Raw genomic sequence first — 21,862 nt, forward strand, 5'->3', positions numbered from 1 at the left:
GAAGGATGAGCGGGCCGCAGAGCGGCCCGCTGCGGTTCAAATCAGACCGCTGTCTTCACTGTCATCGATCAAGTTGTTCAAGCCGCCCAGGGCTTCACGCGCACTGGAACGATTGAGCAGCTTTGCCTGAGCGCCGGCAGGCAGGTCAGTGATGCTGATCACGCCTTTGCTGGTCAGCACTTCGATCAAATCTTCAAGCACCCGGATCATGTCCAGATCGCTCTGCTTGAGCTGCTTGAGGCTGTTCTCGACAACGTCGTCGGCAAACCATTCCTGAATTTCAGCGTGGTCGGCTGGCAGTTCCTCCGTGCAGCCGTCGAAGGCGGCGGCCTCTACCCGAAGCAACTGGCCTTGTGCATCACGTTGCACGTAGAACATGGGGTATCCCTCGTTAAATTGAGTCCATCACCGCAGTCAGCAGCATAGGCCAAGCTCGCCGGGCTGTGGGCCCGGCGAGCGAGTATGCAATGTGAACAGGTTACAGGCCAAGCCTTGACCGTGGCAGCCGTGGTCAGGCTGCCGCGGTTGAGGGCTATCAGCTGTTGGAGTGGTCGATCTTGATGGTCGGATCAGCACCGGATACCAGCGAGTTGATTGTGGTATTGGCCCAGTTGACGCCTTCGAGCTTGATCGTCACGTCGGCATTGGCCAAGCCACCTGTGGCGTTGAGCTTGCCTTCGGAACTGACCTGCAGGGTCGACTCACCATTGACCGTGGTGATCTTCAGGTAGTTGTCGATGGTGCTGGCCTTCTCGCCGTGCAGCAGATCGCTCAGGTCCAGACGGTCACCTTCGGCAGGCTTGAAGTCCTTGATCACATCCTTACCCGTGTCGCCGGCTTTCCACACGAAGGTGTCGGCGCCGCTACCACCGGTGAGAATGTCATTACCCTCACCGCCGAGCAGGGTGTCGATGCCATCGCCGCCGAGCAGGATGTCATTGCCCTTACCGCCATCGATGTAATCGTTGCCACCCTGGCCGAAGATGATGTCATTACCGGCATCGCCGAGCAGGGTGTCGGCACCATCATTGGCGCGCGATACATCGAACTCGCTGACGTGCTCGGTGATGTACTTGTGCAGTACACGTCCATCGACATCGCCCAGCTGTACACCCAGCTTGCCAGCGACATAGGCCTGCATGGCCTCGACGCCGTTGCCGGCAATCGAGTCGAAGCTGACCAGGTCACCGAAAAGGATGTCATTGCCATTGCCGCCACTGACCGCATCGTTGCCCGGTTTAGTGGCTTCGGTATGGCCAAGAATGGCTTCGGCCAGCTTGCTCGGATCGATGTTGGTCTGCGGTTTGCCGTCGGTGTCATATGGCTTCAGGTCGTTGGCATTGACGCCGTTGTTCAGACCAATTGCTTCGACGCTCGAGAGGTTTGACAACAACAGGAACGACTCTTTGGAGTTACTGGTGACGTTCCAACCCTGGCTTGCATACGACAATTCATAGGTGCCGTCGCCCTGGGCGTGCAATTCGCCTGAAGCATCGCGGTCGACTCGCCATTCATTGCCCCAACGATACTCAGCGGTGAGGTAGCCATTCTTGTTGACGCTGATCCGGTTGTCGCTACCCACCATTTCTTTGTTGAGCACGTCGCCCAGCTTGTAATTCAGCCTGCTCAGCTCGGTATCCATCGTGTAGCTGGAGTACTTGAACGTCGGGTTGGCCTGCTCACCAATCTGATAGACGTTCGGCTGACCGTCAGTGATGAAGAACGTCTGGTTATCGCCGGTGCTGCCAGCATCTTTGAGGTTCTGGAACCAGTTGGCGGTGGTTTTGAATGCATCTTCGTAGTTGGTACCGCCACCAGATCTGAGCTTGTCCAGTGCCGTTTGCAACGACTTCAACGCACCGTCGTCGGCCAGATTGATCGAGACGGTGGCGTTGACTTGATTGGCGAAGTCCACCAGCAGAATGTTCACCGTGCCGGACTGCGCGCCATTGACGCTGTTGGCCAGGGTCTTGAACACCGATTCCAGAGATTTCTTCGCAGCGTCCACACCACGATCACCCATACTGCCCGAGGTATCGACAATGAACGCCAGGTTATAGTCCTGCCCAGGCGTTACATGCAGGCCGTTGACGTCGGCAACGTTGATGTCGTTTCCACTACCGAGCGACATCGTGTCGTTTTCGGCGGTCAGGTTGCTGGTGTTGTAGGTGTCCGGGTAAACGGTGACCTTGATCGTGCCTTGGCTGGAGGCGTTGTCATTGTTGGCTTTTTCTGTCGCAGTCGAGGTGACGGTAACGTCGAACTGGCCATGGTAGTAAGCCGGCGGCTTGATGCTCAGGCCGTTGAGATTCCAGCCGGTGACATCGATTTCGCCTTTGCCAACCGTCACGGTGTGACCGGCGCCATCGCTGAGGACCGAGCCTTCCGGAATACCGCCCAGTTTGACGCTGAGTTTTTCCGAACCATCGGTGTCGGTCAGATTGGTCGAGATGCCCACCAGCTTGACGGTGCCATTCTCTGCACCCTCATTAAGCTTGTAGCCCTGGTAGTAACCTTCGCCGTTGTTGCCGTGCAAGTCGCCGACAGTAACGCCAGCGTTGTTCAGGTCGCTCACGCTTGGGTACATCGGGATGTTGCTGTTGCTCAGGTCGACCGGTGCGCTGCCATTGACCGACAGGTTGACGTCATAGCTGCCCGGACCGCTCTGGTTAGCGTGGTAGATGTCCAGGGTGTAATAACCGCTGCTGGTTGGCGTGAACGAACCGCTGATAGCGCCACCGGCGCCCCAGGTGGCCGAAGCCACATTCTTGCCGCCGATGGTAATCAGCAGGCTGTCGTCACCTGTACCACTGAAGCTGTAGGTCTTGCCGGCTTCCAGGTAGATCAGGCCGGAGGTCTTAGAGCCCGAGCCACCCGTCACACTGCCGTTGGACTGGGCGTTGGTGACCATTGAGGTGCTATTGGGGTTGCCGGCGTTATCGAAGACATTCTTCAACGCGTCACCGGTGATGCCGTTGCCGTTTGTGCCCAGGCCGTTAAGGCTGTTCCAGGTTTCCTTGACCAAGCCCACCGAGTTCACATTGTTGCTGCCGATGTTCAGGTCTGGCTTGTCGGCAACCGGGGTGATATCGATCTTCACGGTCGACTCGTTACCCAGGCCCTGTCCGTCAGTTGGCTTGAACTGGAGCTGTGCGTAGTCGGCTTCTTTGTTGCCCACGCCGCTGCCGCCGTTGGCGTTGATGCCCGACTCGTTGTGGTCTGGCACGAACTTCAGCTTGCCGGCATCGATGTCGGCTTTGCTGAAGACCTTGCCTGCATCGTTTGCGGTCAGGGTTTTCCAGACGTTGCCATCCTTGTACTGCAATACGCCATCAGCGGGCAGTTTGGTGATGGTCAGGCCCAGGTTAGCAGCTGGGGTGTCGGCATCGGTGATGCCGAAGTTGGCCCAGGTCAGTACCAGATCGGTGTCTTCGGTACCGGTCGCGGCGCCACCGGCGGCAACCGGAACTTCGTTGCTCTGGATGGTGGTGGTGACCTCGCTGCCGACGCCTGCCAGGTGTTCGAAGTTACCACCAGTGGCCGAATCGATCTTCACGGTGAAGCTCTCGGAGCCTTCGGCGAGACCGTCACGGTGGATCGGCACGCTGAAATTGGCGGAGCTGCTGCCTGCCGGGATTGTCACGTAGGCTACACCGGTGAAGTCTTTACCATCAGTGGCTGTGCCGGTGTAGCTCAGCTTGATGGTGACGTCGGTTTCCGCTTTGTTGGTCAGCGTCACGGTGTAGTTGGCAAGATCGCCTTCGGCAACCGAGGTGGAGCCGCCGATGCTGATGGTGGTGGTGTCGGTAGTGTCCTTGACTTCGGCAGTCGCGGACGCGCCATCCACACTGGTGGCTTCGTAGTTGCCGCCATTGACCGCAGTAACGGTTGCGTCGACGGTAGTACCGTCCTTGTAGACGTCTTCGCCGTTGGTGTTCGGGACGTCCAGCTTGCCGTAGCCGTCCTTATCGACGCTGACGGTGTAGTCCTTACCACCGACGTTCACGGTCAGGGTGGTGGTGCCCTGAGGCGGGTTGCTCAGTTGGAAGTGGAAGGTGACATTGGCGTCGCCTTCTTTGGCTGGATCAGCGGTGACTGCCACGGTAGTGGTGTCAGTGGTGTCTTTAACTTCAACGGTGACGTTGGCGTCGGAGAGGTCAGTGGCTTCGTAGTTGCCACCGTTCACCGAAGTAACGGTCGCATCGACGGTAGTACCGTCCTTGTAGACGTCTTCGCCGTTGGTGTTCGGGACGTCCAGCTTGCCGTAGCCGTCCTTATCGACGCTGACGGTGTAGTCCTTACCACCGACGTTCACGGTCAGGGTGGTGGTGCCCTGAGGCGGGTTGCTCAGTTGGAAGTGGAAGGTGACATTGGCGTCGCCTTCTTTGGCTGGATCAGCGGTGACTGCCACGGTAGTGGTGTCAGTGGTGTCTTTAACTTCAACGGTGACGTTGGCGTCGGAGAGGTCAGTGGCTTCGTAGTTGCCACCGTTCACCGAAGTAACGGTCGCATCGACGGTAGTACCGTCCTTGTAGACGTCTTCGCCGTTGGTGTTCGGGACGTCCAGCTTGCCGTAGCCGTCCTTATCGACGCTGACGGTGTAGTCCTTACCACCGACGTTCACGGTCAGGGTGGTGGTGCCCTGAGGCGGGTTGCTCAGTTGGAAGTGGAAGGTGACATTGGCGTCGCCTTCTTTGGCTGGATCAGCGGTGACTGCCACGGTAGTGGTGTCAGTGGTGTCTTTAACTTCAACGGTGACGTTGGCATCGGTGAGGTCAGTGGCTTCGTAGTTGCCACCGTTCACCGAAGTAACGGTCGCGTCGACGGTAGTACCGTCTTTGTAAACGTCTTCGCCGTTGGTGTTCGGAACATCCAGCTTGCCGTAGCCGTCCTTATCGACACTGACGGTGTAGTCCTTACCACCGACGTTAACGGTCAGGGTGGTGGTGCCCTGGGGCGGATTGCTCAGCTGGAAGTGGAAGGTGACGTTAGCGTCGCCTTCTTTCGCTGGATCGGCCGTGACCGCTACGGTGGTGGTGTCAGTGGTGTCTTTGACTTCAACGGTGACGTTGGCGTCGGTGAGGTCAGTGGCTTCGTAGTTGCCGCCATTGACCGCAGTAACGGTTGCGTCGACGGTAGTACCGTCCTTGTAGACGTCTTCGCCGTTGGTGTTCGGGACGTCCAGCTTGCCGTAGCCGTCCTTATCGACGCTGACGGTGTAGTCCTTGCCACCGACGTTAACGGTCAGGGTGGTGGTGCCTTGTGGCGGATTGCTCAGCTGGAAGTGGAAAGTGACGTTAGCGTCGCCTTCTTTCGCTGGATCGGCCGTGACCGCTACGGTGGTGGTGTCGGTAGTGTCCTTGACTTCGGCAGTCGCGGAGGCGCCGTCCACACTGGTGGCTTCGTAGTTGCCACCGTTCACCGAGGTAACGGTCGCATCGACGGTAGTACCGTCTTTGTAAACGTCTTCGCCGTTGGTATTCGGAACATCCAACTTACCGTAGCCGTCCTTATCGACACTGACGGTGTAGTCCTTACCACCGACGTTCACGGTCAGGGTGGTGGTGCCCTGAGGCGGGTTGCTCAGCTGGAAGTGGAAAGTGACGTTAGCGTCGCCTTCTTTGGCTGGGTCAGCGGTGACTGCCACGGTAGTGGTGTCGGTAGTGTCTTTGACTTCGGCAGTCGCGGAGGCGCCGTCCACACTGGTGGCTTCGTAGTTGCCGCCGTTCACCGAGGTAACGGTCGCGTCGACCGTAGTACCGTCTTTGTAAACGTCTTCGCCGTTGGTGTTTGGAACGTCCAGCTTGCCGTAGCCATCCTTATCGACGCTGACGGTGTAGTCCTTACCACCGACGTTAACGGTCAGGGTGGTGGTGCCCTGGGGCGGATTGCTCAGCTGGAAGTGGAAGGTGACGTTAGCGTCGCCTTCTTTGGCTGGATCAGCGGTGACTGCCACGGTAGTGGTGTCAGTGGTGTCTTTAACTTCAACGGTGACGTTGGCGTCGGAGAGGTCAGTGGCTTCGTAGTTGCCACCGTTCACCGAAGTAACGGTCGCATCGACGGTAGTACCGTCCTTGTAGACGTCTTCGCCGTTGGTGTTCGGGACGTCCAGCTTGCCGTAGCCGTCCTTATCGACGCTGACGGTGTAGTCCTTACCACCGACGTTCACGGTCAGGGTGGTGGTGCCCTGAGGCGGGTTGCTCAGTTGGAAGTGGAAGGTGACATTGGCGTCGCCTTCTTTGGCTGGATCAGCGGTGACTGCCACGGTAGTGGTGTCAGTGGTGTCTTTAACTTCAACGGTGACGTTGGCGTCGGAGAGGTCAGTGGCTTCGTAGTTGCCACCGTTCACCGAAGTAACGGTCGCATCGACGGTAGTACCGTCCTTGTAGACGTCTTCGCCGTTGGTGTTCGGGACGTCCAGCTTGCCGTAGCCGTCCTTATCGACGCTGACGGTGTAGTCCTTACCACCGACGTTCACGGTCAGGGTGGTGGTGCCCTGAGGCGGGTTGCTCAGTTGGAAGTGGAAGGTGACATTGGCGTCGCCTTCTTTGGCTGGATCAGCGGTGACTGCCACGGTAGTGGTGTCAGTGGTGTCTTTAACTTCAACGGTGACGTTGGCATCGGTGAGGTCAGTGGCTTCGTAGTTGCCACCGTTCACCGAAGTAACGGTCGCGTCGACGGTAGTACCGTCTTTGTAAACGTCTTCGCCGTTGGTGTTCGGAACATCCAGCTTGCCGTAGCCGTCCTTATCGACACTGACGGTGTAGTCCTTACCACCGACGTTAACGGTCAGGGTGGTGGTGCCCTGGGGCGGATTGCTCAGCTGGAAGTGGAAGGTGACGTTAGCGTCGCCTTCTTTCGCTGGATCGGCCGTGACCGCTACGGTGGTGGTGTCAGTGGTGTCTTTGACTTCAACGGTGACGTTGGCGTCGGTGAGGTCAGTGGCTTCGTAGTTGCCGCCATTGACCGCAGTAACGGTTGCGTCGACGGTAGTACCGTCCTTGTAGACGTCTTCGCCGTTGGTGTTCGGGACGTCCAGCTTGCCGTAGCCGTCCTTATCGACGCTGACGGTGTAGTCCTTGCCACCGACGTTAACGGTCAGGGTGGTGGTGCCTTGTGGCGGATTGCTCAGCTGGAAGTGGAAAGTGACGTTAGCGTCGCCTTCTTTCGCTGGATCGGCCGTGACCGCTACGGTGGTGGTGTCGGTAGTGTCCTTGACTTCGGCAGTCGCGGAGGCGCCGTCCACACTGGTGGCTTCGTAGTTGCCACCGTTCACCGAGGTAACGGTCGCATCGACGGTAGTACCGTCTTTGTAAACGTCTTCGCCGTTGGTATTCGGAACATCCAACTTACCGTAGCCGTCCTTATCGACACTGACGGTGTAGTCCTTACCACCGACGTTCACGGTCAGGGTGGTGGTGCCCTGAGGCGGGTTGCTCAGCTGGAAGTGGAAAGTGACGTTAGCGTCGCCTTCTTTGGCTGGGTCAGCGGTGACTGCCACGGTAGTGGTGTCGGTAGTGTCTTTGACTTCGGCAGTCGCGGAGGCGCCGTCCACACTGGTGGCTTCGTAGTTGCCGCCGTTCACCGAGGTAACGGTCGCGTCGACCGTAGTACCGTCTTTGTAAACGTCTTCGCCGTTGGTGTTTGGAACGTCCAGCTTGCCGTAGCCATCCTTATCGACGCTGACGGTGTAGTCCTTACCACCGACGTTAACGGTCAGGGTGGTGGTGCCCTGGGGCGGATTGCTCAGCTGGAAGTGGAAGGTGACGTTAGCGTCGCCTTCTTTGGCTGGGTCAGCGGTGACTGCCACGGTAGTGGTGTCGGTAGTGTCTTTGACTTCAGCGGTAGCGTTAGCACCCTTCAGGTCAGTGGCTTCGTAGTTACCACCGTTCACCGAGGTAACGGTCGCGTCGACCGTAGTACCGTCTTTGTAAACGTCTTCGCCGTTGGTGTTTGGAACATCCAGCTTGCCGTAACCGTCCTTATCGACGCTGACGGTGTAGTCCTTGCCGCCGACGTTAACGGTGAGCGTAGTAGTGCCCTGTGGTGGGTTGCTCAGCTGGAAGTGGAAAGTGACGTTAGCGTCGCCTTCTTTCGCTGGATCGGCCGTGACCGCTACGGTGGTGGTGTCAGTGGTGTCTTTGACTTCAACGGTGACGTTGGCGTCGGTGAGGTCAGTGGCTTCGTAGTTGCCGCCATTGACCGCAGTAACGGTTGCGTCGACGGTAGTACCGTCCTTGTAGACGTCTTCGCCGTTGGTGTTCGGGACGTCCAGCTTGCCGTAGCCGTCCTTATCGACGCTGACGGTGTAGTCCTTACCACCGACGTTGACGGTCAGGGTGGTGGTGCCCTGAGGCGGGTTGCTCAGCTGGAAGTGGAAGGTGACGTTAGCGTCGCCTTCTTTGGCTGGGTCAGCGGTGACTGCCACGGTAGTGGTGTCGGTAGTGTCTTTGACTTCAGCGGTAGCGTTAGCACCCTTCAGGTCAGTGGCTTCGTAGTTACCACCGTTCACCGAGGTAACGGTCGCGTCGACCGTAGTACCGTCTTTGTAAACGTCTTCGCCGTTGGTGTTTGGAACATCCAGCTTGCCGTAACCGTCCTTATCGACGCTGACGGTGTAGTCCTTGCCGCCGACGTTAACGGTGAGCGTAGTAGTGCCCTGTGGTGGGTTGCTCAGCTGGAAGTGGAAAGTGACGTTAGCGTCGCCTTCTTTCGCTGGATCGGCCGTGACCGCTACGGTGGTGGTGTCAGTGGTGTCTTTGACTTCAACGGTGACGTTGGCGTCGGTGAGGTCAGTGGCTTCGTAGTTGCCGCCATTGACCGCAGTAACGGTTGCGTCGACGGTAGTACCGTCCTTGTAGACGTCTTCGCCGTTGGTGTTCGGGACGTCCAGCTTGCCGTAGCCGTCCTTATCGACGCTGACGGTGTAGTCCTTACCACCGACGTTGACGGTCAGGGTGGTGGTGCCCTGAGGCGGGTTGCTCAGCTGGAAGTGGAAGGTGACGTTAGCGTCGCCTTCTTTCGCTGGATCGGCCGTGACCGCTACGGTGGTGGTGTCAGTGGTGTCTTTGACTTCAACGGTGACGTTGGCGTCGGTGAGGTCAGTGGCTTCGTAGTTGCCGCCATTGACCGCAGTAACGGTTGCGTCGACGGTAGTACCGTCCTTGTAGACGTCTTCGCCGTTGGTGTTCGGGACGTCCAGCTTGCCGTAGCCGTCCTTATCGACGCTGACGGTGTAGTCCTTACCACCGACGTTGACGGTCAGGGTGGTGGTGCCCTGAGGCGGGTTGCTCAGCTGGAAGTGGAAGGTGACGTTAGCGTCGCCTTCTTTGGCTGGGTCAGCGGTGACTGCCACGGTAGTGGTGTCAGTGGTGTCTTTGACTTCAACGGTGACGTTGGCATCGGTGAGGTCGGTGGCTTCGTAGTTGCCACCGTTCACCGAGGTAACGGTCGCATCGACGGTAGTACCGTCTTTGTAAACGTCTTCACCGTTGGTATTCGGAACGTCCAGCTTGCCGTAGCCATCCTTATCGACGCTGACGGTGTAATTCTTGCCGCCGACGTTCACGGTCAGGGTGGTGGTGCCTTGTGGCGGATTGCTCAGCTGGAAGTGGAAGGTGACGTTAGCGTCGCCTTCTTTGGCTGGGTCAGCGGTGACTGCCACGGTAGTGGTGTCAGTGGTGTCTTTAACTTCAACGGTGACGTTGGCATCGGTGAGGTCGGTGGCTTCGTAGTTGCCACCGTTCACCGAAGTAACGGTCGCATCGACGGTAGTACCGTCCTTGTAGACGTCTTCGCCGTTGGTGTTCGGGACGTCCAGCTTGCCGTAGCCGTCCTTATCGACGCTGACGGTGTAGTCCTTACCACCGACGTTGACGGTCAGGGTGGTGGTGCCCTGAGGCGGGTTGCTCAGCTGGAAGTGGAAGGTGACGTTAGCGTCGCCTTCTTTGGCTGGGTCAGCGGTGACTGCCACGGTAGTGGTGTCAGTGGTGTCTTTAACTTCAACGGTGACGTTGGCATCGGTGAGGTCAGTGGCTTCGTAGTTGCCACCGTTCACCGAAGTAACGGTCGCGTCGACGGTAGTACCGTCTTTGTAAACGTCTTCGCCGTTGGTGTTCGGAACATCCAGCTTGCCGTAGCCGTCCTTATCGACACTGACGGTGTAGTCCTTACCACCGACGTTAACGGTCAGGGTGGTGGTGCCCTGGGGCGGATTGCTCAGCTGGAAGTGGAAGGTGACGTTAGCGTCGCCTTCTTTCGCTGGATCGGCCGTGACCGCTACGGTGGTGGTGTCAGTGGTGTCTTTGACTTCAACGGTGACGTTGGCGTCGGTGAGGTCAGTGGCTTCGTAGTTGCCGCCATTGACCGCAGTAACGGTTGCGTCGACGGTAGTACCGTCCTTGTAGACGTCTTCGCCGTTGGTGTTCGGGACGTCCAGCTTGCCGTAGCCGTCCTTATCGACGCTGACGGTGTAGTCCTTGCCACCGACGTTAACGGTCAGGGTGGTGGTGCCTTGTGGCGGATTGCTCAGCTGGAAGTGGAAAGTGACGTTAGCGTCGCCTTCTTTCGCTGGATCGGCCGTGACCGCTACGGTGGTGGTGTCGGTAGTGTCCTTGACTTCGGCAGTCGCGGAGGCGCCGTCCACACTGGTGGCTTCGTAGTTGCCACCGTTCACCGAGGTAACGGTCGCATCGACGGTAGTACCGTCTTTGTAAACGTCTTCGCCGTTGGTATTCGGAACATCCAACTTACCGTAGCCGTCCTTATCGACACTGACGGTGTAGTCCTTACCACCGACGTTCACGGTCAGGGTGGTGGTGCCCTGAGGCGGGTTGCTCAGCTGGAAGTGGAAAGTGACGTTAGCGTCGCCTTCTTTGGCTGGGTCAGCGGTGACTGCCACGGTAGTGGTGTCGGTAGTGTCTTTGACTTCGGCAGTCGCGGAGGCGCCGTCCACACTGGTGGCTTCGTAGTTGCCGCCGTTCACCGAGGTAACGGTCGCGTCGACCGTAGTACCGTCTTTGTAAACGTCTTCGCCGTTGGTGTTTGGAACGTCCAGCTTGCCGTAGCCATCCTTATCGACGCTGACGGTGTAGTCCTTACCACCGACGTTAACGGTCAGGGTGGTGGTGCCCTGGGGCGGATTGCTCAGCTGGAAGTGGAAGGTGACGTTAGCGTCGCCTTCTTTGGCTGGGTCAGCGGTGACTGCCACGGTAGTGGTGTCGGTAGTGTCTTTGACTTCAGCGGTAGCGTTAGCACCCTTCAGGTCAGTGGCTTCGTAGTTACCACCGTTCACCGAGGTAACGGTCGCGTCGACCGTAGTACCGTCTTTGTAAACGTCTTCGCCGTTGGTGTTTGGAACATCCAGCTTGCCGTAACCGTCCTTATCGACGCTGACGGTGTAGTCCTTGCCGCCGACGTTAACGGTGAGCGTAGTAGTGCCCTGTGGTGGGTTGCTCAGCTGGAAGTGGAAAGTGACGTTAGCGTCGCCTTCTTTCGCTGGATCGGCCGTGACCGCTACGGTGGTGGTGTCAGTGGTGTCTTTGACTTCAACGGTGACGTTGGCGTCGGTGAGGTCAGTGGCTTCGTAGTTGCCGCCATTGACCGCAGTAACGGTTGCGTCGACGGTAGTACCGTCCTTGTAGACGTCTTCGCCGTTGGTGTTCGGGACGTCCAGCTTGCCGTAGCCGTCCTTATCGACGCTGACGGTGTAGTCCTTGCCGCCGACGTTAACGGTGAGCGTAGTAGTGCCCTGTGGTGGGTTGCTCAGCTGGAAGTGGAAGGTGACGTTAGCGTCGCCTTCTTTGGCTGGATCGGCCGTGACCGCTACGGTGGTGGTGTCAGTGGTGTCTTTGACTTCAACGGTGACGTTGGCATCGGTGAGGTCGGTGGCTTCGTAGTTACCGCCGTTCACCGAGGTAACGGTCGCGTCGACCGTAGTACCGTCTTTGTAAACGTCTTCGCCGTTGGTGTTCGGGACGTCCAGCTTGCCGTAGCCGTCCTTATCGACGCTGACGGTGTAGTCCTTGCCGCCGACGTTGACGGTGAGCGTAGTAGTGCCCTGTGGTGGGTTGCTCAGCTGGAAGTGGAAGGTGACGTTAGCGTCGCCTTCTTTGGCTGGGTCAGCCGTGACGGCCACAGTGGTGGTGTCGGTAGTGTCCTTGATTTCGGCAGTCGCGGAGGCGCCGTCCACACTGGTGGCTTCGTAGTTGCCGCCATTGACCGCAGTAACGGTTGCGTCGACGGTAGTACCGTCTTTGTAAACGTCTTCACCGTTAGTGTTCGGAACGGACAAGGTTCCCTTACCACTGGCATCAACGTTTACGGTGTAATTCTGACCGCCGACGTTAACGGTCAGGGTGGTCGCGCCCTGGGGCGGATTGCTCAGCTGGAAGTGGAAGGTAACGTTAGCGTCGCCTTCTTTCGCTGGGTCTGCAGTGACCGACACGGTAGTGGTGTCAGTGGTGTCTTTAACTTCAACGGTGACGTTGGCATCGGTGAGGTCAGTGGCTTCGTAGTTGCCACCGTTCACCGAAGTAACGGTCGCATCGACGGTAGTACCGTCTTTGTAGACGTCTTCACCGTTAGTGTTCGGAACGGACAAGGTTCCCTTACCACTGGCATCAACGTTCACGGTGTAATTCTGACCACCGACGTTAACGGTCAGAGTGGTCGCGCCTTGTGGCGGATTGCTCAGCTGGAAGTGGAAGGTAACGTTAGCGTCGCCTTCTTTCGCCGGGTCTGCAGTGACCGACACGGTAGTGGTGTCGGTGGTGTCTTTGACTTCAGCGGTAGCGTTAGCACCCTTCAGGTCAGTGGCTTCGTAGTTGCCGCCGTTAACTGAGGTGACGGTCGCGTCGACGGTAGTACCGTCCTTGTAGACGTCTTCACCGTTAGTGTTCGGAACGGACAAGGTTCCCTTACCACTGGCATCAACGTTCACGGTGTAATTCTGACCACCGACGTTAACGGTCAGAGTGGTCGCGCCTTGTGGCGGATTGCTCAGCTGGAAGTGGAAGGTAACGTTAGCGTCGCCTTCTTTCGCCGGGTCTGCAGTGACCGACACGGTAGTGGTGTCGGTGGTGTCTTTGACTTCAGCGGTAGCGTTAGCACCCTTCAGGTCAGTGGCTTCGTAGTTGCCGCCGTTAACTGAGGTGACGGTCGCGTCGACGGTAGTACCGTCCTTGTAGACGTCTTCACCGTTAGTGTTCGGAACGGACAAGGTTCCCTTACCACTGGCATCAACGTTCACGGTGTAATTCTGACCACCGACGTTAACGGTCAGGGTGGTCGCGCCCTGGGGCGGATTGCTCAGCTGGAAGTGGAAGGTAACGTTAGCGTCGCCTTCTTTCGCCGGGTCTGCAGTGACCGACACGGTAGTGGTGTCGGTGGTGTCTTTGACTTCAGCGGTAGCGTTAGCACCCTTCAGGTCAGTGGCTTCGTAGTTGCCGCCGTTAACTGAGGTGACGGTCGCGTCGACGGTAGTACCGTCCTTGTAGACGTCTTCACCGTTAGTGTTCGGAACGGACAAGGTTCCCTTACCACTGGCATCAACGTTCACGGTGTAATTCTGACCACCGACGTTAACGGTCAGGGTGGTCGCGCCCTGGGGCGGATTGCTCAGCTGGAAGTGGAAGGTAACGTTAGCGTCGCCTTCTTTCGCTGGGTCAGCGGTGACGGCCACGGTAGTGGTGTCAGTGGTGTCTTTGACTTCAACGGTGACGTTGGCATCGGTGAGGTCGGTGGCTTCGTAGTTGCCACCGTTCACCGAGGTAACGGTCGCATCGACGGTAGTACCGTCTTTGTAAACGTCTTCGCCGTTAGTGTTCGGAACGGACAAGGTTCCCTTACCACTGGCATCAACGTTCACGGTGTAATTCTGACCACCGACGTTAACGGTCAGAGTGGTCGCGCCCTGGGGCGGATTGCTCAGCTGGAAGTGGAAGGTAACGTTAGCGTCGCCTTCTTTCGCTGGGTCTGCAGTGACCGACACGGTAGTGGTGTCAGTGGTGTCTTTAACTTCAACGGTGACGTTGGCATCGGTGAGGTCAGTGGCTTCGTAGTTGCCACCGTTCACCGAAGTAACGGTCGCGTCGACGGTAGTACCGTCCTTGTAGACGTCTTCACCGTTAGTGTTCGGAACGGACAAGGTTCCCTTACCACTGGCATCAACGTTCACGGTGTAATTCTGACCACCGACGTTAACGGTCAGAGTGGTCGCGCCCTGGGGCGGATTGCTCAGCTGGAAGTGGAAGGTAACGTTAGCGTCGCCTTCTTTCGCTGGGTCTGCAGTGACCGACACGGTAGTGGTGTCAGTGGTGTCTTTAACTTCAACGGTGACGTTGGCATCGGTGAGGTCAGTGGCTTCGTAGTTGCCACCGTTCACCGAAGTAACGGTCGCATCGACGGTAGTACCGTCTTTGTAGACGTCTTCACCGTTAGTGTTCGGAACGGACAAGGTTCCCTTACCACTGGCATCAACGTTCACGGTGTAATTCTGACCACCGACGTTAACGGTCAGGGTGGTCGCGCCCTGGGGCGGATTGCTCAGCTGGAAGTGGAAGGTAACGTTAGCGTCGCCTTCTTTCGCCGGCTCTGCAGTGACCGACACGGTAGTGGCATCGATGGTATCAGTGATCTGTGTGACCGCCGGGGTAGTGTCTGGAGTAATCACCACGCCACCGCCACCACTGGTGCCGGTAATGGTCGCGGAGATTTCGCTGGCATCTAGATAAACCGTGTCGTTCGGCGGGATGGTCACGCTGACGCTGCCGCTGGTTTGGCCGGCATTGATGACAATGACCTGGCCATTGGACAGGGTCACGGTCAGGTCAGTCAGCGGCGGCTGACCGATAGTGGCGGTGTAGATAATCACGCCACCGGCTTCAGTGATCGATGGCGTAGCGCTCAAGGTCAACCCGGTGGGGACGGCTTGCGCTAGGTTGTTGCTGTTATCCAGACCACCCAGCTCTTCACGGCCATTATCGGTAGCAAAACCGATGGGGCCGGTGGGGAAGCCAATGGTCGGGTCGACCGAGCCTGCGGTGGCATCAAGCATGACGAAACTGTGGCCGCCACCGGCAGCGCCACCCGAGCCTGCGGCCGAAGGGCCTGCCGCAGTAGCTTCAAGTTCGGTAGTAGGGTCAGCACCGGCGGCGATGGCCTGTTGCAGCTCTTCAACCGAAGGGGCAGCCTGGGCAGTCGCTGCCGCCAGATCAGTGATGCTGTCTGGTGTGTCGGCGCTCCATTGGGTATCGCGGCCCAGGTCCAGGGTGCGGCCGTCGGCCAGTTCCAGGGTTACGGCACCTGCGAGGCCGGTCAGCACTTGTTCGCCAGCGAACAGGCGGTCACCTTCGATCAGTACGCGGCGCGCCCCTTCCGGGGATACGGCGATAACTTGGCCAATAATGCTTTTGACGATAGCAACAACGCTGCTCATTGGACTCTCCGGTATACCCGTTCAATTTGGCTTCCATGCCAAGCTGGCGCTGAATTGCCGCTTCCGATGGAATGTATCTATAGATATTTGACGCTTTGTTTCGTCAATTTTACGTCAATAACTATTGGCTATTAGTTTTATGCCAAAGTATTGACCTTATGCTTGTCATCCTAAACAATCACCGCCGTAATGTCACATTGATATTTGAGCGGCTTCCACCCTTCCTGCGTACGTTCCAGTACCCCTTCGGATGTTTTCCGACATAAGGTCAACCGGTTGCCATTTTCGAATGCAGCAACGATTTTTGCTGTGATTTGGGACAAGAGGTCCCTGGGAAAAAAGTTAAATGCGCGCGTCACTGTTCACTGCTCTTCCTTTCGCCCTCGCTGCCAGTTTCGTTCAAGCACAAAGCCTGCCAGAGGCCATGCAGAAAGCCCTTGAGGTCCATCCTGAGATCCAGGCCGGGGTCAACAGCCGTATTGCTGCTGACTACCAACTGCGTGCCGCCAAGGGCGGCTATTTGCCGCGGGTCGATGTGCTGGCAGGTTATGGCCGCGAAGGGACCGACAGTCCGAGCACTGGCAACCGTTGGGAGACCCTCAACCGGGGTGAATCCAGCCTGCGCCTGCGGCAAATGGTTTTTGACGGTTTTGCCACGTCCAGCGAAGTAGGGCGTCAACAAGCCACCGTTAACGCTCGCGCTTACTCGTTGCTGGGCTCCTCCGAGCGCACCGCACTGACCGTAGCCCAGGTATACCTGGACGTCCTCACCCGCCGCGAAATGGTGCGTCTGGCTGAAGACAACCTGCGCAGCCACGAGCGTATTTACGATCAGATCAAGCTGCGTACCTCCCGCGGCGTTGGGCGTCTAGCTGACCTTGACCAAGCCGAAGCCCGCTTGGCCCAGGCGCGTAACAACCTGATCACCGAGCAAACCAATCTGGCCGACGCCAAGACCAACTACTTGAGCGTGGTTGGCCAAATGCCTGATGAGTTGAGCCCGCCTGCTCCGTTCATCGATTTGTTGCCGGCCAACCTCGATGAAGCCCGTCAACAAATGATCGAAAGCAGCCCGATCCTGCGTTCGGCGGAGTCTGATATTGCGGCGGCGGAAAAGCAGTATGAGGCGGCGAAGTCTACGTTCTATCCACGTTTCGATGCAGAACTCGGACGGACGGCCGATAACGATATTGATGGCATGAACGGCCACAATAACGAATGGCAGGCTATGCTTCGTATGAGCTTTAACCTGTATGCCGGTGGTAGCAACAAGGCCGACTTGGAATCCAAGTCGTACCTGACCAACCAGGCGCTAGACATTCGTAACAATGCCTTGCGCCAGCTCAATGAGGAATTAGGCCTGGCATGGAATGCTCTGGACAACGCCAACGCGCAATTGCCTATTGCCCAGCAATATGTCGACTACAGCAACAACGTGCGCTCCGCTTACCAGAAGCAATTCAGCTTGGGCGAGCGGACTTTGCTCGACTTGCTCGATAGTGAGAACGAACTCTTCACCGCCCAGCGTCGTCTGACCGAAGTGAAGAACATCCAAGTGTTTACTCAGTATCGAATCAAGGCGACCATTGGCCAGTTGCTCAAGAGCCAGGGTGTTGTGGCACCGATGGCATCCGTTGTGCAGAACGATATGAAACCCCAAGTGAGCCTGCCAGGGATGAACTGAGGCTCAGCTTAATCACCAACCGCAATTATCAAGAGAAGCCGCGTGGAATCAGAAGTCAGTCGAGTCCAACTCAGCCATGATCCACGCAGTCAGCACGACGACCCGTTGCTGGACAGCCTGCTGTCCCTCTGTGTGCTGCACCAGAAGCCCGCCAGCCGGGCGATGCTGACCACCGGCCTGCCGCTGCCGGCCCAGCGCCTGAGCCCAGAACTGCTGCCACGTGCAGCAGCCCGTGCTGGCTTGCAGGGGCGTTTGTTGCAGCGCAAGCTTGAGCAGATTCCGGCTATCGCCATGCCGGCCATGCTGCTGCTCAAGGATGGTCGCAGCACGGTGCTGCTCGGTTGGGAAAATGATGACACTGCGCGGCTGTTGCTCAGCGAGAGCGACGGCGGCGAGGTGCATGTCAGTCGCGAAGCACTGCAGAGCGACTACAGTGGGCGGGTATTCTTCGCCCAGCCGCAGCACAAGTTCGACGTCAATCACGGCAACTTGATTCCGCGTGCGCGCTCCTGGTTCCGTGACACCCTCAAGCGCAGTCGCTGGCTGTACATCGATGCCATCGCCGCCAGCCTGGTGATCAACCTAATCGCCCTGGCCGCGCCGCTGTTCGTGATGAACGTCTACGATCGCGTTGTCCCCAACCAGGCGACCGCGACCTTGTGGGTGCTGGCGATCGGTATCGCCGGTGCGTACATCTTCGACCTGATCCTCAAGGGCTTGCGCAGTCTGTGCCTTGACCTTGCTGGGAAAAAGACCGACCTGATCATCTCTGCCACCTTGTTCGAGCGCATCGTCGGCATGGCGATGAAGTATCGCCCGGCGCGGGTCGGCAGCTTTGCCCAGAACATCCATGAATTCCAAGGGCTTCGCGACTTCCTCGCGTCATTGACCCTGACCAGCCTGATCGACCTGCCGTTCACCCTGCTGATCCTGCTGGTGATCGCCATCATTGGCGGCCACCTGGTATGGATTCCGATCGTTGCCTTTCCGCTGGCATTGGGTATCGGCTATGCCCTGCAGAAGCCCCTGGTGGCGACGCTGGAGCGGACCATGGCTTTGGCCTCCGAGCGCCAGTCGAGCCTGATCGAAACCCTGGCCAGCCTTGACGCGGTCAAGGTCAACAACGCCGAGAGCGAACGCCAGTACATGTGGGAGCAGACCATCGGCACCCTCAGCCGTCTGGAGCTGCGGGTCAAAGTGCTCTCGGGCATGGCGATGAACGTCACCCTGCTGATCCAGCAACTGGCCGGTGTGGCGCTGATATGTGCCGGTGTCTACCAGATCATTGCCGGCAACCTCAGCATGGGCGGCCTGATCGCCTGTTACATGCTCAGTGGCCGTGCCCTTGGACCGCTGGCGCAGTTGTCCGGTTTGCTGACCCGTTATCAGCAGGCCAAGGTCACTATGGTCTCGACCGACCAGATGATGGAGCTGCCGCAAGAGCGCAACTTCGAAGAGCGTCCGCTGAGCCGTCAGGTGCTGCAGGGCGCCATCGAGTTCCGCGGCGTTGATTTCACCTATCCGAACCAGCAGAACCTGGCACTCAAAGGTGTCAGCCTGACCATTCGTCCAGGTGAGAAAATCGGCATCATCGGCCGTAGCGGCTCGGGCAAGAGCTCGCTGGCCAAGCTGATTGTTGGTCTTTACGAAGCCGACGGTGGTTCGCTGTTGGTCGATGGCGTGGATATCCGCCAGGTCGACGTCAGCGAGCTGCGCCACAACATCGGTTACGTACCTCAGGATATCCAGTTGATGGCCGGCACATTGCGCGACAACCTGGTCAGCGGCGCGCGTTATGTCGAGGACGAAATGGTCCTGCAGGCCGCCGAACTGTCAGGGGTCCATGAGTTTGCCCGCCTGCATCCGCAGGGGTATGAGTTGCAGGTCGGTGAACGCGGTCAGAACCTCTCCGGTGGCCAGCGTCAAAACGTTGCTCTGGGCCGGGCGCTGCTGCTCAATCCGCAAATTCTGCTGCTCGACGAACCCACCAGCGCCATGGACAACACGGGTGAAGAACGTCTCAAGCAACGCCTGCAGGCGGTTATTGAAAGCAAGACTGTGGTGCTGGTCACCCACCGTGCATCGTTGTTGTCACTGGTCGACCGACTGATTGTCGTTGACCGTGGGCAGATTGTTGCGGATGGCCCGAAAGCCGCCGTTATGGATGCGCTGAAGAAGGGGCAGATCAGTGTTGCATAAGTTGGATATGGGTCAGTTCAAGGAAAGCCTGCGCAAATACTTCAAAGGCTCGGAGTCGCTCAGCGGTCAGCCCCTGCCTGAGGTGAACAAAGCGCTGATCGAAGATGCGCCACGCATCGTGCGCCTGACCATCTGGGGGGTACTCGCCTTCTTTCTGTTCATGGGCTTGTGGGCCAACTTTGCGATCATCGACGAAGTCACCCGCGGCGAAGGTAAGGCCATTCCGTCGTCCAAGCTGCAGAAGATCCAGAACCTGGAAGGCGGTATCGTCGCCGAGATCTATGCCAAAGAAGGCCAGATCGTTGAAGCGGGCGCGCCCCTGTTGCGTCTGGACGATACCCGTTTTGTTTCTAACGTAGGTGAGACTGAAGCCGATCGCTTGGCCATGGCCCTGCGTGTGGAGCGCTTGAGTGCCGAAGTCGATGACCGGCCGTTGAAGATCGACGAGGAAATCCGCAAGGCGGCGCCAAGCCAGGCGTCCAACGAAGAGGCTCTGTACCAGAGCCGCCGTCAGCAGTTACAGGACGAGATCGGCGGCTTGCAGGAGCAGTTGGTGCAGCGTCAGCAGGAGTTGCGTGAATTCAGCTCCAAGCAAGGGCAGTACCGCAACAGCCTGCAGTTGCTGCGCCAGGAGATCAGCATGTCCGAGCCACTGGTGGCTCAGGGGGCGATCTCCCAGGTAGAAGTGCTGCGCCTCAAGCGCGCCGAAGTGGAAAACCGCGGCCAACTGGACGCCACTTCGCTGGCCATTCCGCGCGCCGAATCGGCGATCAAGGAAGTCGAGCGCAAAATCGATGAGACCCGCGGCAAATTCCGCAGCGATGCCCTCATGCAGCTCAATGAAGCGCGTACCGACCTGAGCAAAGCCCAGGCCACCGGTAAAGCGCTGGATGATCGAGTTAACCGAACCCTGGTGACCTCACCGGTGCGCGGTATCGTCAAGCAACTGTTGGTCAACACCGTCGGTGGTGTAATCCAGCCGGGTAGCGACCTGGTCGAAATCGTACCGTTGGACGACACCCTGTTAGTCGAAGCGCGAATTCGCCCGCAAGACATCGCCTTCCTGCATCCTGGCCAGGAAGCCATGGTCAAGTTCACCGCCTATGACTTCACTATCTATGGTGGTCTGAAAGCCAAGCTCGAGCAGATCGGTGCAGACACCATTACCGATGAAGAGAAGAACACCTTCTACGTGATCAAACTGCGTACCGAGCGCAGCCACCTGGGCACCGACGAGAATCCGTTGTTGATCATTCCAGGGATGGTGGCTTCGGTAGACATCATTACCGGCAAGAAGAGTGTGCTGAGCTACTTGCTCAAGCCGATCATCCGCGCCCGGGCAGAGGCCTTGCGCGAGCGTTAACAGCATCGGGGCAAGCCTGCACGAAGGATCGCAGGCTTTTTGTGGGAGCGGATGAAGCCGCTCCCACAGCGTTGCCGATGGGATTGCCTGCGATGATATGCTTATTCAATAAAGATATTTAAAATATATCTCTTATGACTTTATAGTTAATCCCCTGCGTACCTGCCGACCAATCGGCGCGCCGCACGACCGAACCAACACGGAATCCCCGTGAGTTTCTGATCGATGCGCGCACCTTTGGGCGCGCTTTGCGTGGGAGTGAATCATGTCAGCGGCCTCTAGCGTTTTGTCGCTTGTCGACAGCGCACAACAACAACGCTTTGAAATTCGTCCTTTCTCTGGTGTCGTCGGCGCCGAAATCATCGGGCTGGACTTGTCCCGTGCAGTCAATGCCGAGGATTTCGCCCACATTCATCGCGCCCATCTCGACCATCATGTCCTAGTCTTTCGCGACCAACACATAACCCCTGAACAACAGATTGCCTTCAGCCGCCGCTTCGGTGTGCTGCAGATCCATGTGCTCAAACAGTTTCTGCTGGCCGGTCACCCGGAAATCCTGATCGTCTCCAATATCGTCGAAAACGGCCAGAACATCGGTCTGGGCGATGCTGGCAAGTTCTGGCATTCGGACCTGTCATACAAGGAGCTGCCGAGCCTGGGTTCGATGCTGCATGCCCAGGAGCTGCCAAGCGAAGGCGGCGACACTCTGTTCGCGGACATGCACACAGCCTGGGACCGACTGCCTGACGCTCTGCGCAATGCTGTGCAAGACCGTCGCGCGGCTCACTCCTACACCGCGCGGTACAGCGAAACCAAATTCGAAGGCAACTGGCGTCCTGCGCTGACTGCTGAGCAACTGGCCCAGGTGCAGGAAGTGATTCACCCCGTGGTGCGGACCCACCCGCAGAGCGGTCGCAAGGCCTTGTTCGTCAGTGAAGGCTTTACCACCCGCATCGTTGGCCTGCCCGAAGATGAAAGCCGGCAGATCCTCGCCGAGCTCTATGCCCATAGCGTGTTGGAACAGAACATCTATCGCCACCAGTGGCAGCCCCGGGATCTGGTGTTCTGGGACAACCGCTCGTTGATCCACCTGGCGGCCGGCTGCCCCGCGCACCTGCGCCGCAAGCTGTACCGCACGACCATCCAGGGCGATGCCCCGTTCTGACACGTTTCCAGGAGT

6 protein-coding genes and 1 pseudogene are annotated in these 21,862 nt (G+C 58.2%); 4 read left to right on the top strand and 3 right to left on the bottom strand.

Features of this window, described 5'->3' with window-relative positions; all coding sequences use genetic code 11:
- Positions 1 to 36: 36 nt before the first annotated feature.
- From CX511_RS01440 to CX511_RS25520, 3 genes and pseudogenes are all read right to left on the bottom strand, one after another.
- A complete protein-coding gene (locus CX511_RS01440) occupies positions 37 to 378 on the bottom strand; it encodes a hypothetical protein (protein WP_045190271.1) in 342 nt (113 codons plus the stop codon).
- 157 nt (positions 379 to 535) lie between these two features.
- Positions 536 to 14,299 (bottom strand): immunoglobulin-like domain-containing protein, encoded by a 13,764-nt coding sequence (locus CX511_RS01445; protein WP_442968560.1) that lies wholly within the window; start codon positions 14,297 to 14,299, stop codon positions 536 to 538.
- A 15-nt stretch (positions 14,300 to 14,314) separates the two neighbouring features.
- Positions 14,315 to 15,436 (bottom strand): annotated as a pseudogene (locus CX511_RS25520) (retention module-containing protein); the annotation flags it as partial.
- Between the two features lie 346 nt (positions 15,437 to 15,782).
- On the opposite strand from CX511_RS25520, the gene CX511_RS01450 reads away from it, so the two are divergent.
- The 4 genes from CX511_RS01450 (at position 15,783) to CX511_RS01465 (ending at position 21,847) form a co-directional block, all read left to right on the top strand.
- Positions 15,783 to 17,120 carry a TolC family outer membrane protein gene (locus CX511_RS01450; protein WP_045181236.1) on the top strand — a complete coding sequence of 446 codons (1,338 nt, stop codon included), beginning with the start codon at positions 15,783 to 15,785 and terminating at the stop codon, positions 17,118 to 17,120.
- Positions 17,121 to 17,162: 42 nt separating this feature from the next.
- Complete coding sequence (locus CX511_RS01455) at positions 17,163 to 19,319, top strand: type I secretion system permease/ATPase (protein ID WP_045181234.1); 2,157 nt, start codon at positions 17,163 to 17,165, stop codon at positions 19,317 to 19,319.
- A 7-nt stretch (positions 19,320 to 19,326) separates the two neighbouring features.
- Positions 19,327 to 20,682 (top strand): HlyD family type I secretion periplasmic adaptor subunit, encoded by a 1,356-nt coding sequence (locus tag CX511_RS01460; RefSeq protein ID WP_177409693.1) that lies wholly within the window; start codon positions 19,327 to 19,329, stop codon positions 20,680 to 20,682.
- Positions 20,683 to 20,947: 265 nt separating this feature from the next.
- Positions 20,948 to 21,847, top strand: a complete 900-nt coding sequence (locus CX511_RS01465) for a TauD/TfdA dioxygenase family protein (RefSeq protein ID WP_045181228.1) — start codon at positions 20,948 to 20,950, stop codon at positions 21,845 to 21,847.
- The last annotated feature ends 15 nt before the right edge of the window (positions 21,848 to 21,862 follow it).

The sequence above is a fragment of the Pseudomonas sp. S06B 330 genome (genome assembly GCF_002845275.2).
Lineage (GTDB): Bacteria > Pseudomonadota > Gammaproteobacteria > Pseudomonadales > Pseudomonadaceae > Aquipseudomonas.

Coding starts and splice junctions, on each gene's coding strand:
- CX511_RS01460 (WP_177409693.1), top strand. CDS start 19,327: ATGGGTCAGTTCAAGGAAAGCCTGCGCAAATACTTCAAAGGCTCGGAG.
- CX511_RS01440 (WP_045190271.1), bottom strand. CDS start 378: ATGTTCTACGTGCAACGTGATGCACAAGGCCAGTTGCTTCGGGTAGAG.
- CX511_RS01465 (WP_045181228.1), top strand. CDS start 20,948: ATGTCAGCGGCCTCTAGCGTTTTGTCGCTTGTCGACAGCGCACAACAA.
- CX511_RS01450 (WP_045181236.1), top strand. CDS start 15,783: ATGCGCGCGTCACTGTTCACTGCTCTTCCTTTCGCCCTCGCTGCCAGT.